We start from the raw sequence: 19,092 nt of genomic DNA, 5'->3' as shown, positions 1-19,092 counted from the left end.
CATTGAAAATCCTCACGTACGACAGCACGTTGCGCGACGGCGAGCAATGCGAAGGCATCACGCTGTCGCTTGAGGACAAGCTGCGCATCGTCGAGCGGTTGGACGCGCTGGGAATCGACTTCATCGAAGGAGGTTTCCCCGCGTCCAACCCTAAAGATATAGCGTTTTTCCAGCGCGTGCAAACCCTCCCGCTTCGCCACGCGCGCATAGCGGCGTTTGGGTCCACATGCAAAAAAGGCGTTGCCGCCGAGCAAGACCAAGGTCTTGCCGATTTGGTGGCAAGCGGGGCTCCGGTTGCCACTATCGTGGGAAAAACCTGGGATGCCCAGGTCACGCGCGCGCTTCAGACGACGCTTGAGGAAAACCTGCGAATGATTCGCGATTCCGTAGCGTTTTTGAAGCGTTGCGGCTTGCAGGTGGTGTTCGATGCCGAGCACTACTTCGACGGCTATGCTGCCAACGCCGAGTACGCGCTTGCGTGCGTGCGTGCTGCTAGCGAAGCCGGCGCCGACTCCGTGGATTTGTGCGAGACCAACGGCGGCGCGCTGCCGTTTCAGGTGGAGGAGGTCGTGCGCGCGACGGCTGCTGCCGTTCCCGGCCAGCAACTGGGCATTCACTGTCACAATGACTCCGGGTGCGCGGTGGCCAACGCGCTTGCGGCGGTTCGTGCGGGAGCGGTGCAGGTTCAGGGTACGGTGAACGGCTTCGGCGAGCGCGTGGGCAACACCGATCTGCTCACGGTCATTGCCGATCTTGAGCTCAAAATGGGCATGACGTGCGTGGGGAAGGACAACCTGCGCCAGCTGACCAGCGTGGCGCAGTTCGTGGCCGAGTCGTGCAATATGGCCCTGCCGACCCATCATCCGTACACGGGGGCTTCGGCGTTCGCGCACAAGGGCGGCTTGCACGCCAGCGCTATCGCCCGATTCCCCGAAGCGTACGAGCATGCTTCGCCGGAAAGCGTGGGGAACAATGCTCGCATGCTGGTAAGCGAGCTTGCGGGCAAGGCGTCTCTTATGGCGAAGGCACGCGGGCTGGGCATTGACCTGACGCCCCATCTTGACAAGGTTCAGGGTATTCTGGACGACATCAAGCAGCGCGAGGCGGGCGGGTACTCGTACGAGGTCGCCGACGGTTCGCTGGCATTGCTGCTGCAGCGGCATTTGGGCGCGTATCGCCCCCATTTCACGCTGGAGAGTTTTCGCGTTATCGTGGACGACCATGAGGATACGGGCGCTCTTGCGAAGGACGCGATGTCCGAAGCTACGATCAAGATTCACGTAGGCGATCGGCGATTCGTGGCCACCGGCGAAGGCGCGGGTCCCGTTGGCGCTTTGGACAATGCGCTGCGCATGGCTATCGTGGCCTTTTATCCCCAGGTGGCAGACATGGAGCTGGTGGACTACAAGGTACGTATCCTGGACGAGAACGTGGGCACCGACGCCATCACCCGCGTTGTCATCACCACAAGCGACGGCTCTGGCAGTTGGGGAACCGTGGGCGTGTCGGAAAACATTATCGAGGCTTCGTGGAATGCCATCGTGGATTCCATAGAGTACGGCCTCATGAAGATGGGAGAGTAGCATGAGCGATCTCAGGACGCCCGAAGTTGAAGATCTGCTGCACGTGTTCGCTGCGCTCGACGACGAAGACACCATTTTCGCCCTGTTGGAAGACCTGTTCACTATTCGAGAGATCAAGGATACCTCGCAACGATTGGCTGTGGCTCGACAGCTTGATGCGGGGAAGTCGTACGCGGCCATTGAAGAAGCTACCGGTGCGTCGGCCACGACCATCGCGCGCGTGTCGAAGTGCTTGAGTTACGGGTCCGGCGGCTACGGTGCCGCTCTTGCTGCGCTTGGCGACACCTCGAAGCGCGGGTAGGGTTTTACGAGGACGGCTTTGCGGTCCAAGGGTTGCGGCCTGCAAGTTGAGTTCTGCTCGCAGCGCGCTCCTGTTGCCGCGGCGCCGATGCGTCCAATTCTGCCGTTGAGCCGTCATCGACGCGCGGCGGCCGCAGAACGTGACGCGAAATCGCGGGTCTGTGCTCCTTGCTCGGCTTATCGGGCGCGGTTGTTTTGTGCGCTTGCATTAACGGTCCAGGCCAGCAAAGTGCAGTACCCTCAACGATTGTCGAAGGCGCGTATCCAGAAGCGCAGACCCGCAATTCCGCGCCACGTTCCACGTCGTTTTCGGCGTTTTCGCCGAAGGCCCGGACGGCTCGCGGGGCGAGTCCGACCGGGCCTTCGTGCGTTCTGGACGAAACCTTCTTGAGCAGCTGGTGTCGACCTCTATGCGCCGGTTGCCGTTGCGGGCGGCGCTACCGGGTCGCCGTATTCGTCGATAGTGCCGTTTGCACGGCCTTCCAGGTACTTCTGACGCGCGGCGCCGCGACGAAACGTTACCGGCGCCTTTCCGCTGTTGAGCTGGTAGCAGTACCAGAATACGAATGGGATGCCGATGATGCCGTTGACCATGCCCCACCAGTACATGACTTCGGGGTTGAACCAGGAAGCACTGTTCATGATGGTGGGGAACAAAAGCGGGAAGCAGCTGCGCAGCAAAAGGTGCGCGCCAAGCGTGTAAATACGCCCGGTGATGTAGAGTTCCGGCCTTCGCATGACGATGGGATACAATTCGGCCGCTGCCAGGATGCAGCAGGTGGAAGCGAAGAACTCATGGCCCTCGGCGTACACGAAGCAGGCGTTCCAGGTGGTGTAGAGGAAGTTCCACATGGGTACGGTGTAGGACAGGATCTCGCCATGGCTGGAAGTGTCGTATTTCCAGAATTTGTCACCGAAGGGCATGGTAATGCACAGGATGAATCCAGCTAGGGCGTTCATTGTATTGCCCATCTGCACGTCGCGCAGCGTGGCTTCGGCAATGTTGCAGAACACGATTCCGTACAGCACCCATCGAACCCAGCGTTTGCGCATGAGCCGCCAGAAAGGAGTGTCTTTCTGCTCGACGGCGGCGATGCGTCCGAGCCCCGCGAAGATGAGCGGCAAAATGACGGACAGGTTTTTGGCCCAGCGGAACCAGTCGTCGCCCGGAATGTTGGCGATCCAAAGCGGAACGGTAATCAGAGAAATTACCCATACCCACATTGACGTGCGGTAATGTCGCCTCATGAACTCGGTGAGCAGCATGAGCAACACGGTGTAGACAACCATGGAGACGGGTGTGACCCAAACGGGCACGGTCATGGCGAATCCCCTTTCTGCCGAAACGACCTGGCCGTCTTTCGCGACGGCATTCGCGCTCTTTTCCCAGGTGGCGCGCTTGGCGCCAGTCTAGCATCGTCTGCGATTCGGCTTCTTTCACAAAAGGACCCCTTGTGTGAAAGACTTCCTTGAAAGCCCCTCGTATACTGCGGGGCGTATGGGTGGCGACGGAGGGGTTCGCCGCAAGAGAGTTTGCAAAGGGGCGATTCTCGTGGGCATTCTGTATCAAGCGGCCGATCCGCTGTACTGGGCCATTTGGCTGTTCATCCTGTTTGCGCTTATGGCGTTCAACGAACTGGGCCGCACGTCGCTGTGGGCGGGCATTGCGCTGTTTGCCGTGGTGCCTATCGTTTTGACCGTGTTCGTGTGGCCGACTACGGCGGCGCCTGGCAACGAATACGGTACGGGCACGTGGTTCAACTGGGTGAAAACGTACTCGGCGTTGGCCGGCTGCCTGGGATTCATCGCGCTGCGCTTCGTGAAGTGGCGCGGCAAGGACGGCAAGGTGCACCATCTGTACGAAAAGAAGTGGGCCTTGTGCTTCCCGCCTCTTATTCTGGCGATCAATATTGCCGAAGCGGTCATCCGCGATTTCCAGGTGTTCAGCTTCGGGCTATGGCAGGGCGGTATCGTCGAGAACCTGTGGACGATTTCGGGTCCGTGGAACATCATGAACGGCATTGCGGGCATTTTGAATATCGTTACCATTTGCGGTTGGTTCGGCATCTTCATCTCGAAGGACTCGTCTAAGGACATGATTTGGCCCGACATGATTTGGGCATGGATCATCGCGTACGATCTGTGGAACTTCGCCTACACGTACAACTGCATTTCCGACCACTCCGCCTACTGCGGCTTGGCGCTGCTGCTGGCATGCACGATTCCCACGTTCTTCATCAAGAAGGGCGCTTGGCTGCAGCATCGTGCTCAAACGCTGGGCTTGTGGATCATGTTCGTTATGACGGTGCCCCAGTTCGCCGATGTGCTGGCTCCAATTCCGACCACGCATAATCCGGCTGCGTTCTTCGCGGTGAGCTTGGTGGCGCTTGCGTCGAACGTGGCGCTTGCCGTCTACCAGTTCCGCAAGATTCGCCGCTGCAAGTTGAACCCGGTGAAGGACGAGCTGTACGCCGATACGAAGGCGTACCAGCGGGTCGCCCAGGAAAACCGTTAGCATGCGTCGGCGCGAGGGCGACTGCGCCCCGCGTCGGCAGCCGCTTGACGCGCAACGCATCTTCGCCATGACTGAACAGAGTCATCTTTCGTATAATGGACGCGCACAGGATCGCCCTGTGCGCGTCCATGCGCGTTTCGGCGCGAGGGGAGATGCAATGCGGTTGGGCACCCGACAGACCAGATACGAGCCGGCGCGGCGCGATTGCGGGCGTTCTTTGATCGAGCGCAAGCGACTCGATGGCCCGGCGGGGGATATCATGGCCGCGGCCCGTTCGCTGTTCGAGCGGCAAGGCGTGCGCGCGACTACCGTGAAGGACATTGCGGCAGAGGCGGGCGTCACGCGTGAACTGGTCTACTATTACTTCGAAAACAAGCAAGCCGTCATCGATGCGGTGCTGGACGACTACGTAGAAGACCTGGTGGAAAGCGTGGTCGTGTGGAACGAATCGCGCGCGTTCGGCGATACGCCCGGATCCCTTAAAACCTGCATCGCCACGTTTCGGCGCGCGCTGTACGACGCGGAGGGCAATCAGCGTCCGATGATTCGCGTGCTCGAAGAGCTGGGGATGCGCGACTCGTTCGACGTGCGCGCCGTGCGCGAAACGGTGGACTGCATTCACGATCACATCGTAGTGGAGTACGCGGAATACCACCATATTGAAATAGACCTGGTGTACGAGATGTTCTGCGTGGTCATATTCGGCTTGGTGGGCCTTGTCAAAATCAATCCCGACATATCCGACGAAGCTCTTATGAAGGTGGTTGAGCAGGCATTGCGCCTGGACATGGATCCAATTGCGGTATCATGAGCGAACGAAAGCCGATGAATCGTTCAGGGCGATAGGAGCCGCAATGACCACATTGTTCGTGAATGCCTGCATGAGGGGGCATGATTCCCGTACACTTACGTTGTGCCGCGAGTACCTTGCGCGGAAGCAGGACGTCGTCGAAGTTGACTTGGCGGCGCTCGCGTTGAAGCCTTTTGACGCCGATATGGTGGCGGATCGCGTGGAGAAGCAGACTGCGGGTGCGTGGGACGATCCGATATTCGCGCTGTCGCGCCAGTTCGCCGAGGCGGATGACATTGTAATTGGCGCGCCGTACTGGGACCTCTCGTTCCCGGCTTCGCTCAAGGTGTATCTGGAGCATGTCAGCGTGTGCGACAGCACGTTTCATTTTACCGAGGATGCGCGGTGCGAGGGCTTGTGCAAGGCGGCGACCCTCACGTACCTTACGACGTCCGGCGGCTTCGTGGGGGATGCGAACTTCGGATACGACTATCTGTGCGGCATTGCGCGCATGTTCGGAATACCGGAAACGCGTTTCGTGGCGGCGGAGGGCTTGGACATCGTGGGCATTGACGTTGAGGATCAGATGGACAAGGCGCGCGCTCAGATGGCGAAGCTCGGGTGAGTTGGCGGTAAGGCAGAGGAGGAATGCACATGAGTCGCTTGCTGATTGTGGTGGACTATCAGGTTGACTTTGTAGATGGCGCGTTGGGCTTTGCGGGAGCGGAAAAGCTCGCGCAGCCTATTGCGAACAAGATTTCGGAGTACCGGAAACGGGGGGACGACGTTGTATTTACGTTCGATACGCACGGATCCGACTACCTGAGCACCCAGGAAGGGCGCAACCTTCCGGTTGAACACTGCATCGAGAATACGCCTGGTCACAAGCTGTACGGAGCGGTTGCTTCGGAACTGCTCGACTCTGACAAAGTGTTTTTCAAGCCCGTTTTCGGCTCGGTCGAGTTGTTCGATTGGTTGAGGTCGGCCCAGCGTGCAGCCGACGAAGCGGGAGCGCTGCCGTTCGAGGAGATCGAGCTGGTGGGGTTGGTGTCCAATATATGCGTGGTGGCCAATGCGGTGCTGGTGAAGACCGCATGTCCCGATGTGCCGGTTACGGTTGATGCCGCATGCACGGGTTCGTTCGACGTCCGCTTGAACGAGGCTGCCCTCGATACGATGGAAAGCCTGCAGATCAAGGTGGCCAATCGCTGATGGGTCACCTGAAATCCAAACGATTCACGATTCTGAGCTGGTTGGCGGTTGCTGCTTGGGCGGTGTTCATCTTTTGCATGTCGGCGAACACGGGCAGCGATCTGAATCAAGGCACGGGACTCCTTTCGCACCTGTATCAGGCGTTGAAGGAGCTGCAGGCGCACATCTTGGGACCCGAGGCCGATGCCATCAACTCGATTGCGCATTTCTGCGAATACACCGTGTTCGGTGCGTTGTGGGCGAATGCGCTGCGTTGCCACATGCCCCTTCGACGTGCTTGCGCGCTGGCTGTTGCGTGCGGCAGTCTGTACGGCGTGACCGATGAGTTCCATCAGTTGTTCGTTCCTGGTCGCATGTGCGATCCCGTGGATTGGGCGGTTGACACCGCGGGTGCCGCGTTGGGCTCGGGGATTGCGTTCTTCCTGCTGAGCCGGCGCCTTGAGGGGCGGGTTCCGAACGACGCGCGGTAGCCTTTCCTGCTTGTTCCGCCGCAGAGATTGCGTGCCAGGTTGAGAAAACGATGCTGGCTGAGGAATGCGAGGCGGCCGAAGACGCGCGCAGCCGCCCGGCGACGGCTGCGCGCGTCTTCGGCCGCCTTGTTTTGCACGTGGGGTTCGTAAAAGCTTGATGGCTGGCAGGTTCTTGCGGTTTGAGGTCGTCGAACGGGGCGCCGCTTCTTTCGTCGTCTGATTTGCATTCTGTTTTACCTGATCACGGCGTTGGGTCGCTGCGTGATGTCTTCGGGTGCGCGCGATTCGCCGGCTTCGACGACCTCAAACCGTCAAAACCTGCCACGGAAAGCGATTTTTCGTGCGCGCGCCTTCTCTGCATAGGAAACGCTGTCACCCATTTGATGAGACTGCCGCTTTGAGCGAGCGAGGCGCGTGGCAAAACGGCGTCTTCGAGCCGTGCCGATTTTGGCGTAGCGGCAAAGTTCGGAAAAACTTTTGCATAGGAATTTGTAAAGTTCTGTGGTATCGTGTCAAAAAGTTAGCCTTAGATAACATATTACTACTAAGCTAATAATATATTTCGCATGCATGTAATGCAGGGGAAAGCCCTTTGAAGCGGGCGGTTCGACACGAAAGGATATCCATGGAACATTCGATGAAGGCGGGCGTTGTCGCGCGAGGCTCCGCTGTTGCGCTGGCGTTTGCTTTGGCGGCGGGCGCAGTGCCGGCGCAGGCCATGGCTGTTGGCGCAGCGCCGATGCCGACTGCAGAGGCAGCGACGGGAAGCTCTGTCTCCTTGGATAAGGATAATCTTGCGAACGGAACTTATGCGGTTCCGGTGCGCATGTTGCAGGCTTCCAACTTGAGTTCGTCTCAGGGTTCGATTGCAAGCAGTGCGCTGGATCCGATTGGTTTGCTGACGGTGCGTCATGGGGCGTACACGCTCAGCCTCAATATGAGCGGGCAGGTTCTGGGTCAGTACTGCAACTACCTGGGATATTTCGGGTCGTATCACGTGGATGGGAACGCGCTTGCCACCAACGGATCCGATGTTGCAGTTGTGGACTTTGGCGGCGAAGCCGGTAGGCCGTTCGTGGCGGATGTTCCTTTGGGCGAGGTTGCCAAGACTTCCGGTTACGTTGCGTTGCGACTTGGCGCGCAGGCCATGGGCGACAATCGCCAGACCGCTGCGGTCCTGATCGACTGGAGCGGCTTGACGGTTGACAGCCTTGACGGCGAGGGCCGACCCTTGGAGACCCTTGTCGATGAAGCCGCCGCCATCGCGCAGGGTGGCAAGAGCGACGAGGCGTATCGATCTTTGCAGGATGCTATCGCGCGCGCCCGTGCCGTTGTCGAAAAGGGCGCCGCTGCAACGCCGGAGGAGATCGTGGCTGCCGAAGCGGATTTGGCGTCGGCTATCGAGACGTTCAATGGCTCGCCTGATGCGGTCGACCCCGTTGTTCCGGAGGGTCCCGGAACCGAACAGCCTGCTCCGACGCCTGAAAAGCCGGGTACCGACGCCTCGAACGGAAACGGGAACTCGACGACAACTCCTTCGCAGCCTCAGCAGCCGAGCGCCGCTTCTTCTCGCGCCGAATACGTTGCCGGGCATACGTATGCCGTGCCTATGAAGTTTTACAAGGCGAATTCCGGCGAGCTGTCGATGGCCGATCAGTATTTCGGCGACACCGCTTACGTGGTTCCTCGTTCCGATGGCATGTTCGAAGTGCGCTTTACGACGAACAGGTCGGACTACGTCGAAAAACTCTCGTACGGCGGATACGCGGCCTCGGTGGTGAGCGAAAACGGCGCAAGCCGTACGTACAGCGTGGTGATCGCAGCTTCGAAGGATACCGTGGTGCTGCCCATCACGATGACCATCAAGCCCATGCGCGAAATGGGCGGCGGCGACGTGTCTGCCGACCTGCATCTGTATTTGGGAGATGCAAAGGTGAAGGATTTGGGGTCGGGCGACGCAGGTGTTCCGACCAGCGGAAAGACCGGCAATAGCCCCGCTTCCGGCGGTGCGCAAGGTTCGTATCTGCCGAAGACCGGAGACGACGGCTTGGCTGTTGCCGCAGGAGCCGTTGCGGTTGCGGCGGGAGCGGTTGCGGTCGGCGCGGCAGCGCGGCGACGCTTTTCGCTGCAGGGGCGAGGGGAAGGTCGTTGAACGTGCGGTCATCGTTCGCCGTGAAGTCCTCGCGCGCGTTTGTCGCCGTTGTTGCCCTGGCGTTCTCTGCTGCGCTTTCCGTTGGCGGTTCTCCTGCTCATGCGGCAGTTTCATCGGTTTCGACAGCTGCGGTTCATGCGAGCTACGCTAATCCCGACACCGGCGTGATCGAGGATTCGGGCGGGCAGGCAAGCGAGGCTTTGGGGACGTCGATGAGCCAAGGCATTACCGGATCCTCGGCGCTTGTCGAGAAAGATGCGGACGGAAGCGAGTTCGTGACCATCAGGCTTTCCCAGGCTGACCAGATCGGCGAGGTCAGCATTGCCTCCGACGTCGATCGTACGGGCGTTTATTCCGAGGACGTTGCGGCCGAGATAATGCAGCGCGATGCCGAGCTCAATACGGCGGACTATCGTGCGCAGGTGGCATCGGCGCAGGCTACGTTGCGCATTTCGATGTACGTGCATCCCATGGGGCGCTCGGTGGTGTACTTCGTGCAGTTGTCCGATGCGGCTCCCGGAAACTCGGAAGGTTTTGTCGAAAGCATCGTTGCTGGCCAAGGGTCCGAGCAGGGCCAAGCGCCGGACGGTGGAACGGCTCGGGGATCGAGCGAAGCGTTGGAGGGTTCTGCCGCTTCAACTGCCGCGTCCGGCGATTCCGCAGGCTCGGGCGTGAGGGAGTTCGACGGCGAAGGTCGCGAGGTGACGGGCTCTGCCGCCCCGATCTTCGCTTCTCCCCAGACGTATGCGATTGCCGCGGTTGCAGCTACGGCGGCAGTCGCGGCCGTGGCTGCGACGTACTACCTGGCGTACGGTCGCAAGCGCAAGGCGCGAAGCGATAACGCTGCCGCAGCGGCAGCGGGGCATGGCGGCAGCGCGCCGCCCGAGGCTTAGGGCTTCGTTGCATGAGCGGGAGAACGTTTGCCCGGGTTGGGCTTGCGGCGCTGTGTCTGGCTGTGCTGTGCGCCCTTTCCTCGTGCGTGGACCAGCATCCTGCGCGCGACGGCGGGGACGAGCGATCGGGAAAGCGCATCGTGGCCACTTCGCCGGCCGTTGCAAGCATGTGCGATCGGCTTGACCTTGACCTGGTGGGCGTTCCCGCTACGTCGCGCGCATTGCCGCAGCGATACGGCGATGCGGAGGTGGTAGGCCCTCCTATGGGACCCGACCTGGAGAAATTGTCGATGTTGCGGCCCGATTGCATCGTGGCGCCCGGATCGCTGCTGAACGACTTGCAGCCGAAGTTCGCCCAGATAGGAGTGCCTTCCATGTTCGTTGACCTGAACAGCGTGGAGGGCTTGCATCGCTCGATGGATTACCTGGGCGTCGCTTTCGGGCGCGAAGCCGAGGCGCTGAAGGCGCGCGCTGAATACGAAGCGTTCATGACCGCGTATCGGCAGGGAATAGAAGGGCTTGCCCGTCCGCGCGTTTTGGTTCTCATGGGCGTTCCCGGGTCGTATTTGGTGGCGACGCCGCGAAGTTACGCGGGCAGCCTTGTGCAGCAGGCCGGTGGCGAAAACGTGTACGCAGATGCTGCGGACGCATTCGTTAACGTGAGCGTCGAGGACATGCTCGATCGCGACCCGGATGTCATTTTGCGTACGTCACATGCTCTTCCCGACCAGGTCATGGAGATGTTCGCTCAGGAGTTTTCCTCGAACGACACGTGGAAGCACTTCCGTGCCGTGCGTGCGGGGCGCGTCTACGACCTTTCGCATGAGCGATTCGGAATGAGCGCGACGTTTGCCTATCCGGAAGCGCTCGAAGAACTTAAGCCGCTGCTGTACGGCAACGGCGAAACCGTTTAGGACAAGGAGCTATGCGTAAAGCCAGAAATATCGCGGCATTCGCGCTTACAGTAGGTGCCGTGGCGGCGCTGTTCGCGTTCGCCGTCAATGCGGGCACGCTCAAGGTGCCTGTCGACGAGCTGCTTGCGGGCTTGTTTGTGGCCTACGACGATCGGGTTGCAACCATTTTCGACCTGCGCTTCCCCCGTATATTCATTGCGCTTGTGGCCGGCGCGTCCTTGGCTGTGTCGGGCGTGCTGCTGCAGGCGGCCGTGCGCAATCCTTTGGCGGATCCGGGCATTATCGGCGTCAACGCGGGCGCGTCGTTCGCTGCTATTTTGGTGACGGCGTTTGCACCCTCGCTGTTCTTTTTCATGCCGATTGCCGCGTGCGCAGGGGGCCTTCTTGCGTTCGCGCTGGTGTACGCGTTGTCGTGGAAAGGGGGAGCGCTCGCGCCTGTGCGCATCATCTTGACCGGCATCGCGATGAGCACTCTGTTCGCCGGGCTGTCTTCTGCGTTCAGCACGGGATCGGGCGGGGTGTTGACGGGCGTTGCCAGCTTGGTTGATGCGAACATCTCGGCTAAAACGTGGAGCGATTTCTTCACGCTTGCGGGGTATGCGCTTGCCGGGTTGGTTCCGGCCCTGTTTGTTGCCAGGCGTTGCGATCTTTTGTCGCTGAGCGACGAGACGGCTGCTTCGCTTGGCGTGGACGTGACGAAAAACCGCCTGGTGGTTTCCGCTTTTGCCGTTTTGTTGGCATCGGTTGCCACGGCTATCGTGGGACCGATCAGCTTTTTAGGCTTGGTGGTCCCGCATTGTGCGCGCATTTTGGTGGGGTCGGGACACCGGCTGCTTATTCCGTATTCTATGGTGCTCGGCGCGTTTTGCCTGCTGTTGGCCGACACCGTGGGACGAACCATTGCCGCACCGTACGAGATTAGCGCCGCTGTCGTCATGTCGGTAGTGGGCGGCCCCGCGTTCATTTTGCTGCTGAGAAGGGCGCGTGATACGTATGGCGGGTAACGCGTTCACCCTTGAGGGCGTTGGATTTTCGTACGGGTCGACCCGCGTGTTCAAGGGACTGGATCTTGTCGTGCGCGAAGGGGCGGTGACCACGCTGCTCGGAGCGAACGGTTCCGGAAAGACAACGCTGTTCAACGTGATGACCAAGCGCCTCAAGCCGCAGGAAGGCCGGGTGTTCTTGCGCGCCGGAAACGTTGCGGACGTGCGTCCTGCGGACTTCGCCAAGTTGGTGTCGGTTGTGCATCAGCACAATATGGCTCCGGCTGACGCGGAGGTGCGAACTTTGGTCGGCTACGGGCGTTCTCCCTATCGAAAGCTGGGGGTGCGACGGTCTTTGCCCGATCGGGAGCAGGATGCTCGCATGATCGAGTGGGCTCTTGCTACCTGCGATTTGAAGGATGTCGAGCATCGCGTCATTTCGTCGCTTTCGGGCGGACAGCGCCAGCGCGTGTGGATGGCCATGGCGCTTGCCCAGGGGGCGAATGTGCTGCTGCTTGACGAGCCTACCACGTTTTTGGATGTGCGCTACCAGCTGGAAATACTCAAGTTGGTGCGCATGCTCAACGAAGAGCACGGCATGACCGTGGTCATGGTGCTGCACGATATGAATCAAGCCATCGAGTACAGCGATGAGATCGTGGCCTTGGTGCAGGGGCGGATTGTTGCGCAGGGAGCGCCGCACGATGTGGTGACCCCCGCTTTTCTAAGCCAGGTGTACGGAGTTGACCTGGACGTGGTGCGCGTACGGGGCAAGCCGTACGTGTTAGCGGTATGAAAGCGGCTTTCCGCAAAAGGACAAGCTATACGAAGAATCATGAGAAAGGAGCGAACGATATGACAAGTACGTTGCAACCGGTTCGCCGGGTATGCGCGGCTGCGTTGGCGCTTATGATAGCGCTGACGGGGTTGAGCATTACGCCGAGCGTGGCTCGAGCGGAGGGCGTCGCGCCGCCGCTCGATGCAGGGTCAAGCTATACGGTTTCGGTTGACGTCCATGACGCCGGCAATCCTTCCGAGCCGTCGATGTCTGCCGGCATGTTGGCTAAAAACGCCGAGATCGACGTGGACGGTTCGGGTCGGGCGCGCATCACGCTGCACTTCGTGCCCGCCCAGATCATGGGCCTTGATGTGCATGCGAGCGACCTTGGCGTGTATGAAGAGGGTTCCCAGAGCAACTTCATCGAAGGGGTTTCGTTCAAGTTGGGCGAAGACAACTCCGCTATCTGCCAGTTCGTCTTGCCGTATGTGCCCAATGACGGCTTGTATCGCGTTGAGATGCGCTCTGACATCATGAACAGAGACGCGCTGTTGTATGTGAAATGGCCCACGTTGAAGAAGACGGGCGGCTTGGGCGATACGCTGGCCGGTTTGGTGGAAAGCGCCAAAAAGTACTCCGCGAACGACTACACCGAGGATTCTTTCGGTAAGTTGAAGGCCGCGATTGCGGATGCGGATGCGGTTCTTGCCAATCCTGATTCGACGCCCGAACAGTTCCAGGCGTCGATCGACGCCGTCAACAACGCTGTTCAGGGGCTGAACGCTGCGGCGAAAAGCCCCTTTGAAGCGGGTCGTACCTACTATGTCGACGTGACCGATCAGGACCCCACGGGAAGTCGAGCGCTTGACCTTGAAGCCCGGTTCGACGTTGACGAAGCCGGCACCATCAAGGCGACGCTGCGTTTCAACCCGTACTCTGATTTTCTAGGAGCCTATCAGGTGTCGGCGGCAACGCTTCTCGATCGCGAAGGGGAGGCCGCTGCGAACAATGCGATCGAGCAGCATGACGACGGCGGGGCAACCTGGACGTTCGATCTGCCTTACTTCGCAAGCACCGGTCTGTACAAGGCGAAGGTGACGGCAACTTCGGCCAGTCCCGACAAAATACATACCCTGGCATTCGACTGGAGCACGATTCGCACCACGGCAGACTTCCGCAAGCTTGCCGCGGCCATAGAGAAGGCCTCCGGTCTTGCCGCGCCGGCCTACACGGCGTCGAGCTTCGCCGTGCTTTCCGAGGCGCTTGCTCGAGCCAAGGACGTGGCTGCCGACACCTCTCACGCGCAGACGACGGTCAACGACGCGCTCGCGGCGTTGACCGAGGCGATGGATAAGCTTTCCATTGCGGAGAATGCGGGTAGCGGCAATACGGTTAACCTGGGTATTTCCGGATTCAACGCCCCGTTTTCGGACGAGAGCGCTCCGGGCAAGCCCTGGGCTGGCAGCCGTGTATACTTCGGCAAGGACGACCAAGGGAAGCCGATTTCCTGGAGGGTTCTGCAGACTTCCAAGGATGGGGTCCTGCTCAATTCGGAGCACACCGTTACCGGTCAGGCATGGAACACCGATATGTCCATTCCTGCCAGCGAGTTGTTCTGGAATACCGCCACGCTGCGTACGTACCTGAACGACGAGTGGTTCAACAAGACGTTCGACGCACTGTCCAAGGAAGCGGTGAAGACCACGGAAGTGAAGTCGTTGTCTTTGGCGGACGCATCGAAAGAGGTGGCGCCTGCCACGCAGGACAAGGTTTTCGCGCTTTCGATACAGGATTACCGGAACAAGGCTTACGGGTTCGTTTCCAATGAATCGCGTGCGGCGAAGGAGATATCGCTTTTGACTCGCACGACCGACGAAAGCATGTCGTTCATGACGATGGTCTTGATTGTTCTGCCAGACGGAGACCTTGAAAGCGGCTTCAACACTATGATGCCCTATACCCCCAATCTGGGAGTTCAGCCCGGTATCACGCTTGATCCGAGCAAGGTTTTGTTGACTACGCCGGCGTCTGCGGCGGCTCCTTCGGGCATTCAGAAGCCTTTGGCCACCGAAGATAACGCTTGGAAACTCACGCTGATCAACGATGATTGGAAGTTCGATGCGAGCAGCCCTCGCGTTGACGGCGAAAAGATCTCCGTAGAGTATGCGGCCAACGCCTCCCCTTCTGGTCGAATGTCGCGAAGCGCCGTCCTCGATCAGGATGATCGCGTAGTGTCCGCCCTTGTGGTGCGCGGTGGCGATTGGAGGACCGGTACCCCTGTCGGCTACGGCACCGTGGGCAAGGTTTCGGGCGAGAGCGGTTCGGTTTCATTTGAGCTGCCCGCCGATTTCAATAAAGAAACCGACAAGCTTTACCTGTTCGCAGAGCGAATTGGCGAAGGTGCCGAGAGCAATATCGCAACGATGCCCGTAGAAGTGAGCGTTCCCGATGCCGAGGAGCCTCCGGCTCCGGAGCCGAACGACCCCAGCACTCCGGGCGGGGACGCCCCGGGAAATTCCAACGCGTCTGACAAGCCTGTTCCATCGAATCCTGGAAATGCCGGGACGTCCGGGTCCTCGCCTGCGCCGTCTGGCGGCCAGGGCCAGGCCGCCGGGTCGACTGATGCGGCGAAGGTCGTTGCTGCAAAAACGGACAGCCGTGCAGCGGCGCAAGCTATTCCCAAGACGGGAGACGCTGTTTTCCCCGCTGCAGCATTTGCTGGCATTGCCGGTGCGGCGGCAGCGTTGTCGCTGATTGCGGTGCGCGCCTATCGTCGTAAGTTGGAGGGTTAGCAGCTGAAGCGTGCGATGTGCGTTTTTCCGTGATACGTGCGGGCCTCGCCTGGCTTGAAAACCGAAGGCGAGGCCCGTGCTGGTTTGCTTGCGGCGTGCGAAGGCGCGAAGTCGCGTGGGCCGCTGGTGTGGGGCGTCTTTGCGCTGGCGGCTACCGTCTGTGCGCGAAGGCTTCCAGCACCAACTGGACGCGGGTGCCCAACGGGGTGGTGTTTTCTGCAAGGAATCGCGGGACGTCGGCGATGTCGAGCAGGAACGGCTCGATGAGCTCGGCGGGTTCCGGTTGCGCGTCCGCCGCTTTCTCGACCTGGGCGAACACAACGTGCACGGTCTCGTCGGTTAGCCCCGTGGACGAGAAGCCGGCTTGCGGCAGCGGGTCGATTGCTTGAGCGCCTAGGTTGGTTCGCAGCGCGTACCCTGTTTCTTCGCGAAGCTCTCGATCGACGCATTCCGCCAGGCTTTCTCCCGGCTCCATGAGGCCGGCCGGAAACGCGATGCACCAACTGTTCAGCGGATAGCGAAATTCCCTGATCAGGAGCAGTTTTCCGTCGGGGGTTTGAGGCACGATGGATACGGCGTCGGGAGGAGTTGGGTTCCCGGCGGCATTTGCTTCGAGTGCGCGACGGTAGGCGTCTTCTCCTTTTCTGGATGCGCTTTCGTATTCGTACAGCGATCCGTCCGGCATGGTGTAGGTGAGCACGTACTTCTTGATCCATCCGTCTGCTACCTGTCGGATGTCTTTGAGGCGGGGCGCGGTTGCGGTCACGGGGTCTCCTTAGGCGATTGTTGCATTTTGTATAGTGTAGCAATGAGGCGAGAGGGCGGAGTCATCGACTCCGCCCTCTCGCCTCATTCGTAGAGCAGGGCAGCTTTGGGGCCGCCCTGCTCGTTTCTTTTGCTGCCGTCCGCGTTTTCAGTGCGGTCCGATGCTGTGCTAGCCTTCGATCGAGATGGTCTTCTTCTCCTCGATCTTGGGCTGCTCTTGCTTCTTGGGCACGGCGATCTTCAGCACGCCGTCTTCGAATTTAGCCTTGATGTCGTCTTCTTCGATATCGTCTCCCACGTAGAAGGTGCGGCTGCATTTTCCGCTGAAGCGCTCCTTGCGCACGTACGTGCCCTTTTCATCCTTGTCCTCGGATTCGGATTGCGTTTGCGCGGTGATGCTAAGGTAGCCGTCCTTGAGCTCTGCCTGCACGTCTTCCTTCTTGAAGCCCGGAAGGTCGATGGTCAGCTGGTATGCCTCGTCGGTTTCCTTGATGTCGGTGCGCATGAGGGCGGGCGACATCTTCTGCATTGCCTGCATTGGCGCGGCTGCCGTGTTGAGGAATGCGTCAAAGGGGTCGGTCATCAGCTCGCTGAGAAGGTTGCGGTTCCTGCGCATGGGTACCATCATTGCCATGTTCATCATCTCCATTTCGTGCGGCTTGCGTGCACGTCATGCAGGTACGTCGTCGCATGGGCGTGACTCAAGCCTCGGTTGCGTCGTTTGTTTGTACGATTCATTTATAGTACGCGTTTTAGCACTCGTCAAGCGAGAGTGCTAAAACGTAACATTCTCGTTGACCTTAGGGGGTTTGCAGCATGCCTTTGCGGTTTTGACGCTTCGCTGAAGGAGGGGCTTGCTCTTGGCAGATGGCCTATACTGGTGCGCATTCGAGGAAAGGATGCGCACATGACGGTAATTGGCCTTATATCCGACACTCACGGGAATCTGTCCGATGATGCGCTGGCGGCTATGGCCGACGTTGACCACATCATTCATGCGGGAGACATCGGCAGCCCTGATATCTTGCGTGCTCTGGAGGCGCTTGCCCCCACAACGGCAGTATTGGGGAACAACGATTTCGATGAGTACGGATCGCGCGTGGGTCGGTTCGCGCATCCGGTTATCGACGGCGTACGTTTTCTGGTCGCGCATTACCCGCGCGATGTTCGCATAGGGTTCAACGGGTGCGCGGGGCTTGCTGCGGGCGATCCCATTCCGCAGGTGTGCGTTCACGGGCACACGCACGTTCCGGAATTGCTGACCGGCGCAGACGCTCGTCCCGCGGAGTATTTTCTGTGTCCGGGAGCTGCATTTCGCCCGCGCGGCGGGTTTCCTCGTTGCACGGGGCGGATGGAGGTTGAGAACGGGCGCGTGTTGCGTGTGCGCATCATGTCGTTGAGCGGCGACGTGATCATGAGCGCAGGGGAGCGGGCGTGAGCGACGGGCGCTTTCCGCCGGTGAAGGAGCGGGACGTTCGGCGAGCTGCGCGGCGCATGGCGAAGCGGCTGGGAAAGAGTCCGGCGGGCAGGATCGCAAGCGGTTTGCTGCTGCTTGCGCTGGCGGTTGCCGCATGGGCGGGGCCGCAGCTTGCTTCGTCGGGAGGGGGTTCGCCTGACGGGTCGGGTGCGCGTCCGACTGCGTCTGCCGGGTTGGAGGCCGCGCATGTAACGGAAGATGCGCGCCGCGCTGCCGAGCAGGACGCGAAGCGCTCGACCGACGTTCAGCGTGCGAACGCGGATCCTGCTGCGTTCGACCAGGTGACGGTCCGGCACGTTGTGGACGGCGATACGCTGGCGGTGCTTTTTGCCGATGGCGAGCGTGCGTCGGTGAGGCTTATCGGCATAGACACGCCCGAAAGCGTGGCGCCGCAAAAGGAGCGTAATCGCGAAGAGGGCGTATGGGCGTCCGACCACATGAAGGGGCTTGTGGGCGAGGGCGACACGTTGTGGCTGCAGTACGATACCAACCAGGTTGACAAGTACGGTCGTCCGCTTGCCTACGTGTGGCGAACCCTGCCCGCCAGTGCCGCCGAGGCCGACAATCCCGCTGTCATTGCGCAGCACATGTTGAATGCCATTCAGGTGATCGACGGCTACGGTCAGCCGAAAACTTACCGTCCCGACACGTATCACGACGGCTTGTTCGCCCAGTGGGGGATCGAGGCCGCCGCGGAAGGGCGCGGGGTGACGTACTTGTGGGCGTAGCGCTGCGAGGTCGCCGACGTCGTTGCACACACGTCGTTGCACGCACACTGCTGCAAGCACATTGTCGCCCGAAACGTACGGTTTTCGCGGCAAAACCGTACGTTTCGGGCGACAATGCGTTCTTCGTTGCGCGCGGGGCTTGGCCTTAGCAGATGATGGCGAGCTCCCCGGTTTCCGAGTCCATCACGCAGCCCGTGACGCGCACGTGCGGCGGCATGACGGGATGCGCGCGCACCATGTCGACGCTCTTCCGTACGGCCTCCTCGGTATCTCCGAAGCCGGCGAGCCAGTGGTCGAAGTCGATACCGCAATGACGTGCGAAATCAATGCGCTCAGAGGACACGCCGAGCCGTTTCATGTTCTCTACCATGCTCGCGCCGCTCATGTGTTGCGCTCCGCAGTTCGTGTGCGCAACCACCATGACGTCTTCCACGCCCAACTCGCATACGGCTATCAAGAGCGATCGCATCACGCTGCCGAACGGGTGGGAAACTTCGCCTCCTGCTACTTTGATGATCTTCGCGTCGCCGTTTTTCAGGCCGAGCGCAGCGGCCAGCAGCTCGGTCAGGCGCGTATCCATGCACGAGACGATCGCGAGCTTTTTGTCAGGGTATTTGTCGGTGACGTAGCGCTCGAATTCGCGCTGCTCGACGAACGAGCGGTTGTGAGCGAGGATGTCCTCGACGGTGGAGGATGCGGTAATGCATTGACGTTGGTTCATGGTGCCCTCTCTTGTTTGA

General features: G+C 60.3%; 19 protein-coding genes. 15 read left to right on the top strand and 4 right to left on the bottom strand.

The annotated features are described in order from the left end of the window. The first annotated feature begins 2 nt into the window (after positions 1-2). Positions 3-1,583 carry a citramalate synthase gene (gene cimA / locus ACTQZK_RS10030; RefSeq protein ID WP_441899564.1) on the top strand — a complete coding sequence of 527 codons (1,581 nt, stop codon included), beginning with the start codon at positions 3-5 and terminating at the stop codon, positions 1,581-1,583. 1 nt (position 1,584) lies between these two features. Next, positions 1,585-1,884 carry a YerC/YecD family TrpR-related protein gene (locus tag ACTQZK_RS10025; RefSeq protein ID WP_114566148.1) on the top strand — a complete coding sequence of 100 codons (300 nt, stop codon included), beginning with the start codon at positions 1,585-1,587 and terminating at the stop codon, positions 1,882-1,884. 407 nt (positions 1,885-2,291) lie between these two features. Here the strand turns inward: ACTQZK_RS10025 and ACTQZK_RS10020 are convergent, their stop codons facing one another. Then, the gene (locus tag ACTQZK_RS10020) at positions 2,292-3,206 is read right to left on the bottom strand and encodes a hypothetical protein (RefSeq protein ID WP_114566149.1); all 915 of its coding nucleotides are present in this window, start codon (positions 3,204-3,206) and stop codon (positions 2,292-2,294) included. 229 nt (positions 3,207-3,435) lie between these two features. Here ACTQZK_RS10020 and ACTQZK_RS10015 point away from each other — a divergent pair, with 229 nt between their 5' ends. The 11 genes from ACTQZK_RS10015 (at position 3,436) to ACTQZK_RS09965 (ending at position 15,382) form a co-directional block, all read left to right on the top strand. Further along, positions 3,436-4,398, top strand: coding sequence for a DUF5692 family protein (locus ACTQZK_RS10015; protein WP_114566150.1), 963 nt, complete (start codon positions 3,436-3,438; stop codon positions 4,396-4,398). Positions 4,399-4,657: 259 nt separating this feature from the next. Next, positions 4,658-5,209, top strand: a complete 552-nt coding sequence (locus ACTQZK_RS10010; RefSeq protein ID WP_225749810.1) for a TetR/AcrR family transcriptional regulator — start codon at positions 4,658-4,660, stop codon at positions 5,207-5,209. A gap of 43 nt (positions 5,210-5,252) precedes the next feature. Beyond that, positions 5,253-5,813, top strand: a complete 561-nt coding sequence (locus ACTQZK_RS10005) for an NAD(P)H-dependent oxidoreductase (protein WP_216529999.1) — start codon at positions 5,253-5,255, stop codon at positions 5,811-5,813. Positions 5,814-5,842: 29 nt separating this feature from the next. After that, entirely contained in the window at positions 5,843-6,400 is a 558-nt protein-coding gene (locus ACTQZK_RS10000) for an isochorismatase family cysteine hydrolase (protein ID WP_216529998.1), read from the top strand. Continuing rightward, positions 6,400-6,870, top strand: coding sequence for a VanZ family protein (locus ACTQZK_RS09995; protein ID WP_216529997.1), 471 nt, complete (start codon positions 6,400-6,402; stop codon positions 6,868-6,870). The genes ACTQZK_RS10000 and ACTQZK_RS09995 overlap by 1 nt, the downstream gene beginning before the upstream one ends. 625 nt (positions 6,871-7,495) lie before the next feature. Beyond that, positions 7,496-9,022 (top strand): NEAT domain-containing protein, encoded by a 1,527-nt coding sequence (locus tag ACTQZK_RS09990; protein WP_114566154.1) that lies wholly within the window; start codon positions 7,496-7,498, stop codon positions 9,020-9,022. A gap of 2 nt (positions 9,023-9,024) precedes the next feature. Beyond that, the gene (locus tag ACTQZK_RS09985) at positions 9,025-9,915 is read left to right on the top strand and encodes a heme-binding Shp domain-containing protein (RefSeq protein ID WP_258552578.1); all 891 of its coding nucleotides are present in this window, start codon (positions 9,025-9,027) and stop codon (positions 9,913-9,915) included. Positions 9,916-9,926: 11 nt separating this feature from the next. Then, a complete protein-coding gene (gene isdE, locus ACTQZK_RS09980) occupies positions 9,927-10,829 on the top strand; it encodes a heme ABC transporter substrate-binding protein IsdE (RefSeq protein ID WP_114566156.1) in 903 nt (300 codons plus the stop codon). Positions 10,830-10,840: 11 nt separating this feature from the next. Beyond that, positions 10,841-11,833: a FecCD family ABC transporter permease gene (locus ACTQZK_RS09975; protein ID WP_114566157.1), complete on the top strand. Its 993-nt coding sequence runs from the start codon at positions 10,841-10,843 to the stop codon at positions 11,831-11,833. Continuing rightward, complete coding sequence (locus ACTQZK_RS09970) at positions 11,823-12,608, top strand: ABC transporter ATP-binding protein (RefSeq protein WP_114566158.1); 786 nt, start codon at positions 11,823-11,825, stop codon at positions 12,606-12,608. The genes ACTQZK_RS09975 and ACTQZK_RS09970 overlap by 11 nt, the downstream gene beginning before the upstream one ends. Before the next feature lie 59 nt (positions 12,609-12,667). Beyond that, complete coding sequence (locus tag ACTQZK_RS09965) at positions 12,668-15,382, top strand: DUF6273 domain-containing protein (RefSeq protein ID WP_114566159.1); 2,715 nt, start codon at positions 12,668-12,670, stop codon at positions 15,380-15,382. A gap of 151 nt (positions 15,383-15,533) precedes the next feature. Here the strand turns inward: ACTQZK_RS09965 and ACTQZK_RS09960 are convergent, their stop codons facing one another. Together ACTQZK_RS09960 and ACTQZK_RS09955 are read right to left on the bottom strand one after the other, a co-directional pair. Next, on the bottom strand, positions 15,534-16,148 hold the full coding sequence (locus ACTQZK_RS09960) for an NUDIX hydrolase (protein WP_114566160.1): 615 nt from the start codon (positions 16,146-16,148) through the stop codon (positions 15,534-15,536). Between the two features lie 168 nt (positions 16,149-16,316). Further along, entirely contained in the window at positions 16,317-16,781 is a 465-nt protein-coding gene (locus ACTQZK_RS09955) for an Hsp20/alpha crystallin family protein (RefSeq protein ID WP_114566288.1), read from the bottom strand. Between the two features lie 273 nt (positions 16,782-17,054). On the opposite strand from ACTQZK_RS09955, the gene ACTQZK_RS09950 reads away from it, so the two are divergent. Together ACTQZK_RS09950 and ACTQZK_RS09945 are read left to right on the top strand one after the other, a co-directional pair. Continuing rightward, positions 17,055-17,585: a metallophosphoesterase family protein gene (locus ACTQZK_RS09950; protein WP_114566161.1), complete on the top strand. Its 531-nt coding sequence runs from the start codon at positions 17,055-17,057 to the stop codon at positions 17,583-17,585. Then, entirely contained in the window at positions 17,582-18,352 is a 771-nt protein-coding gene (locus ACTQZK_RS09945; RefSeq protein ID WP_181792517.1) for a thermonuclease family protein, read from the top strand. Before ACTQZK_RS09950 ends, ACTQZK_RS09945 begins: the two co-directional genes overlap by 4 nt. Before the next feature lie 145 nt (positions 18,353-18,497). Here ACTQZK_RS09945 and ACTQZK_RS09940 read toward each other — a convergent pair whose 3' ends face one another. Next, complete coding sequence (locus ACTQZK_RS09940; RefSeq protein WP_114566163.1) at positions 18,498-19,073, bottom strand: beta-class carbonic anhydrase; 576 nt, start codon at positions 19,071-19,073, stop codon at positions 18,498-18,500. Between the last annotated feature and the right edge of the window lie 19 nt (positions 19,074-19,092).

Source organism: Paraeggerthella sp. LCP19S3_G8 (assembly GCF_052119225.1).
GTDB lineage: Bacteria > Actinomycetota > Coriobacteriia > Coriobacteriales > Eggerthellaceae > Paraeggerthella > Paraeggerthella hominis.
Note: the sequence above shows the minus strand (reverse complement) of the source record. Positions and strands in the feature narration are given on the sequence as shown.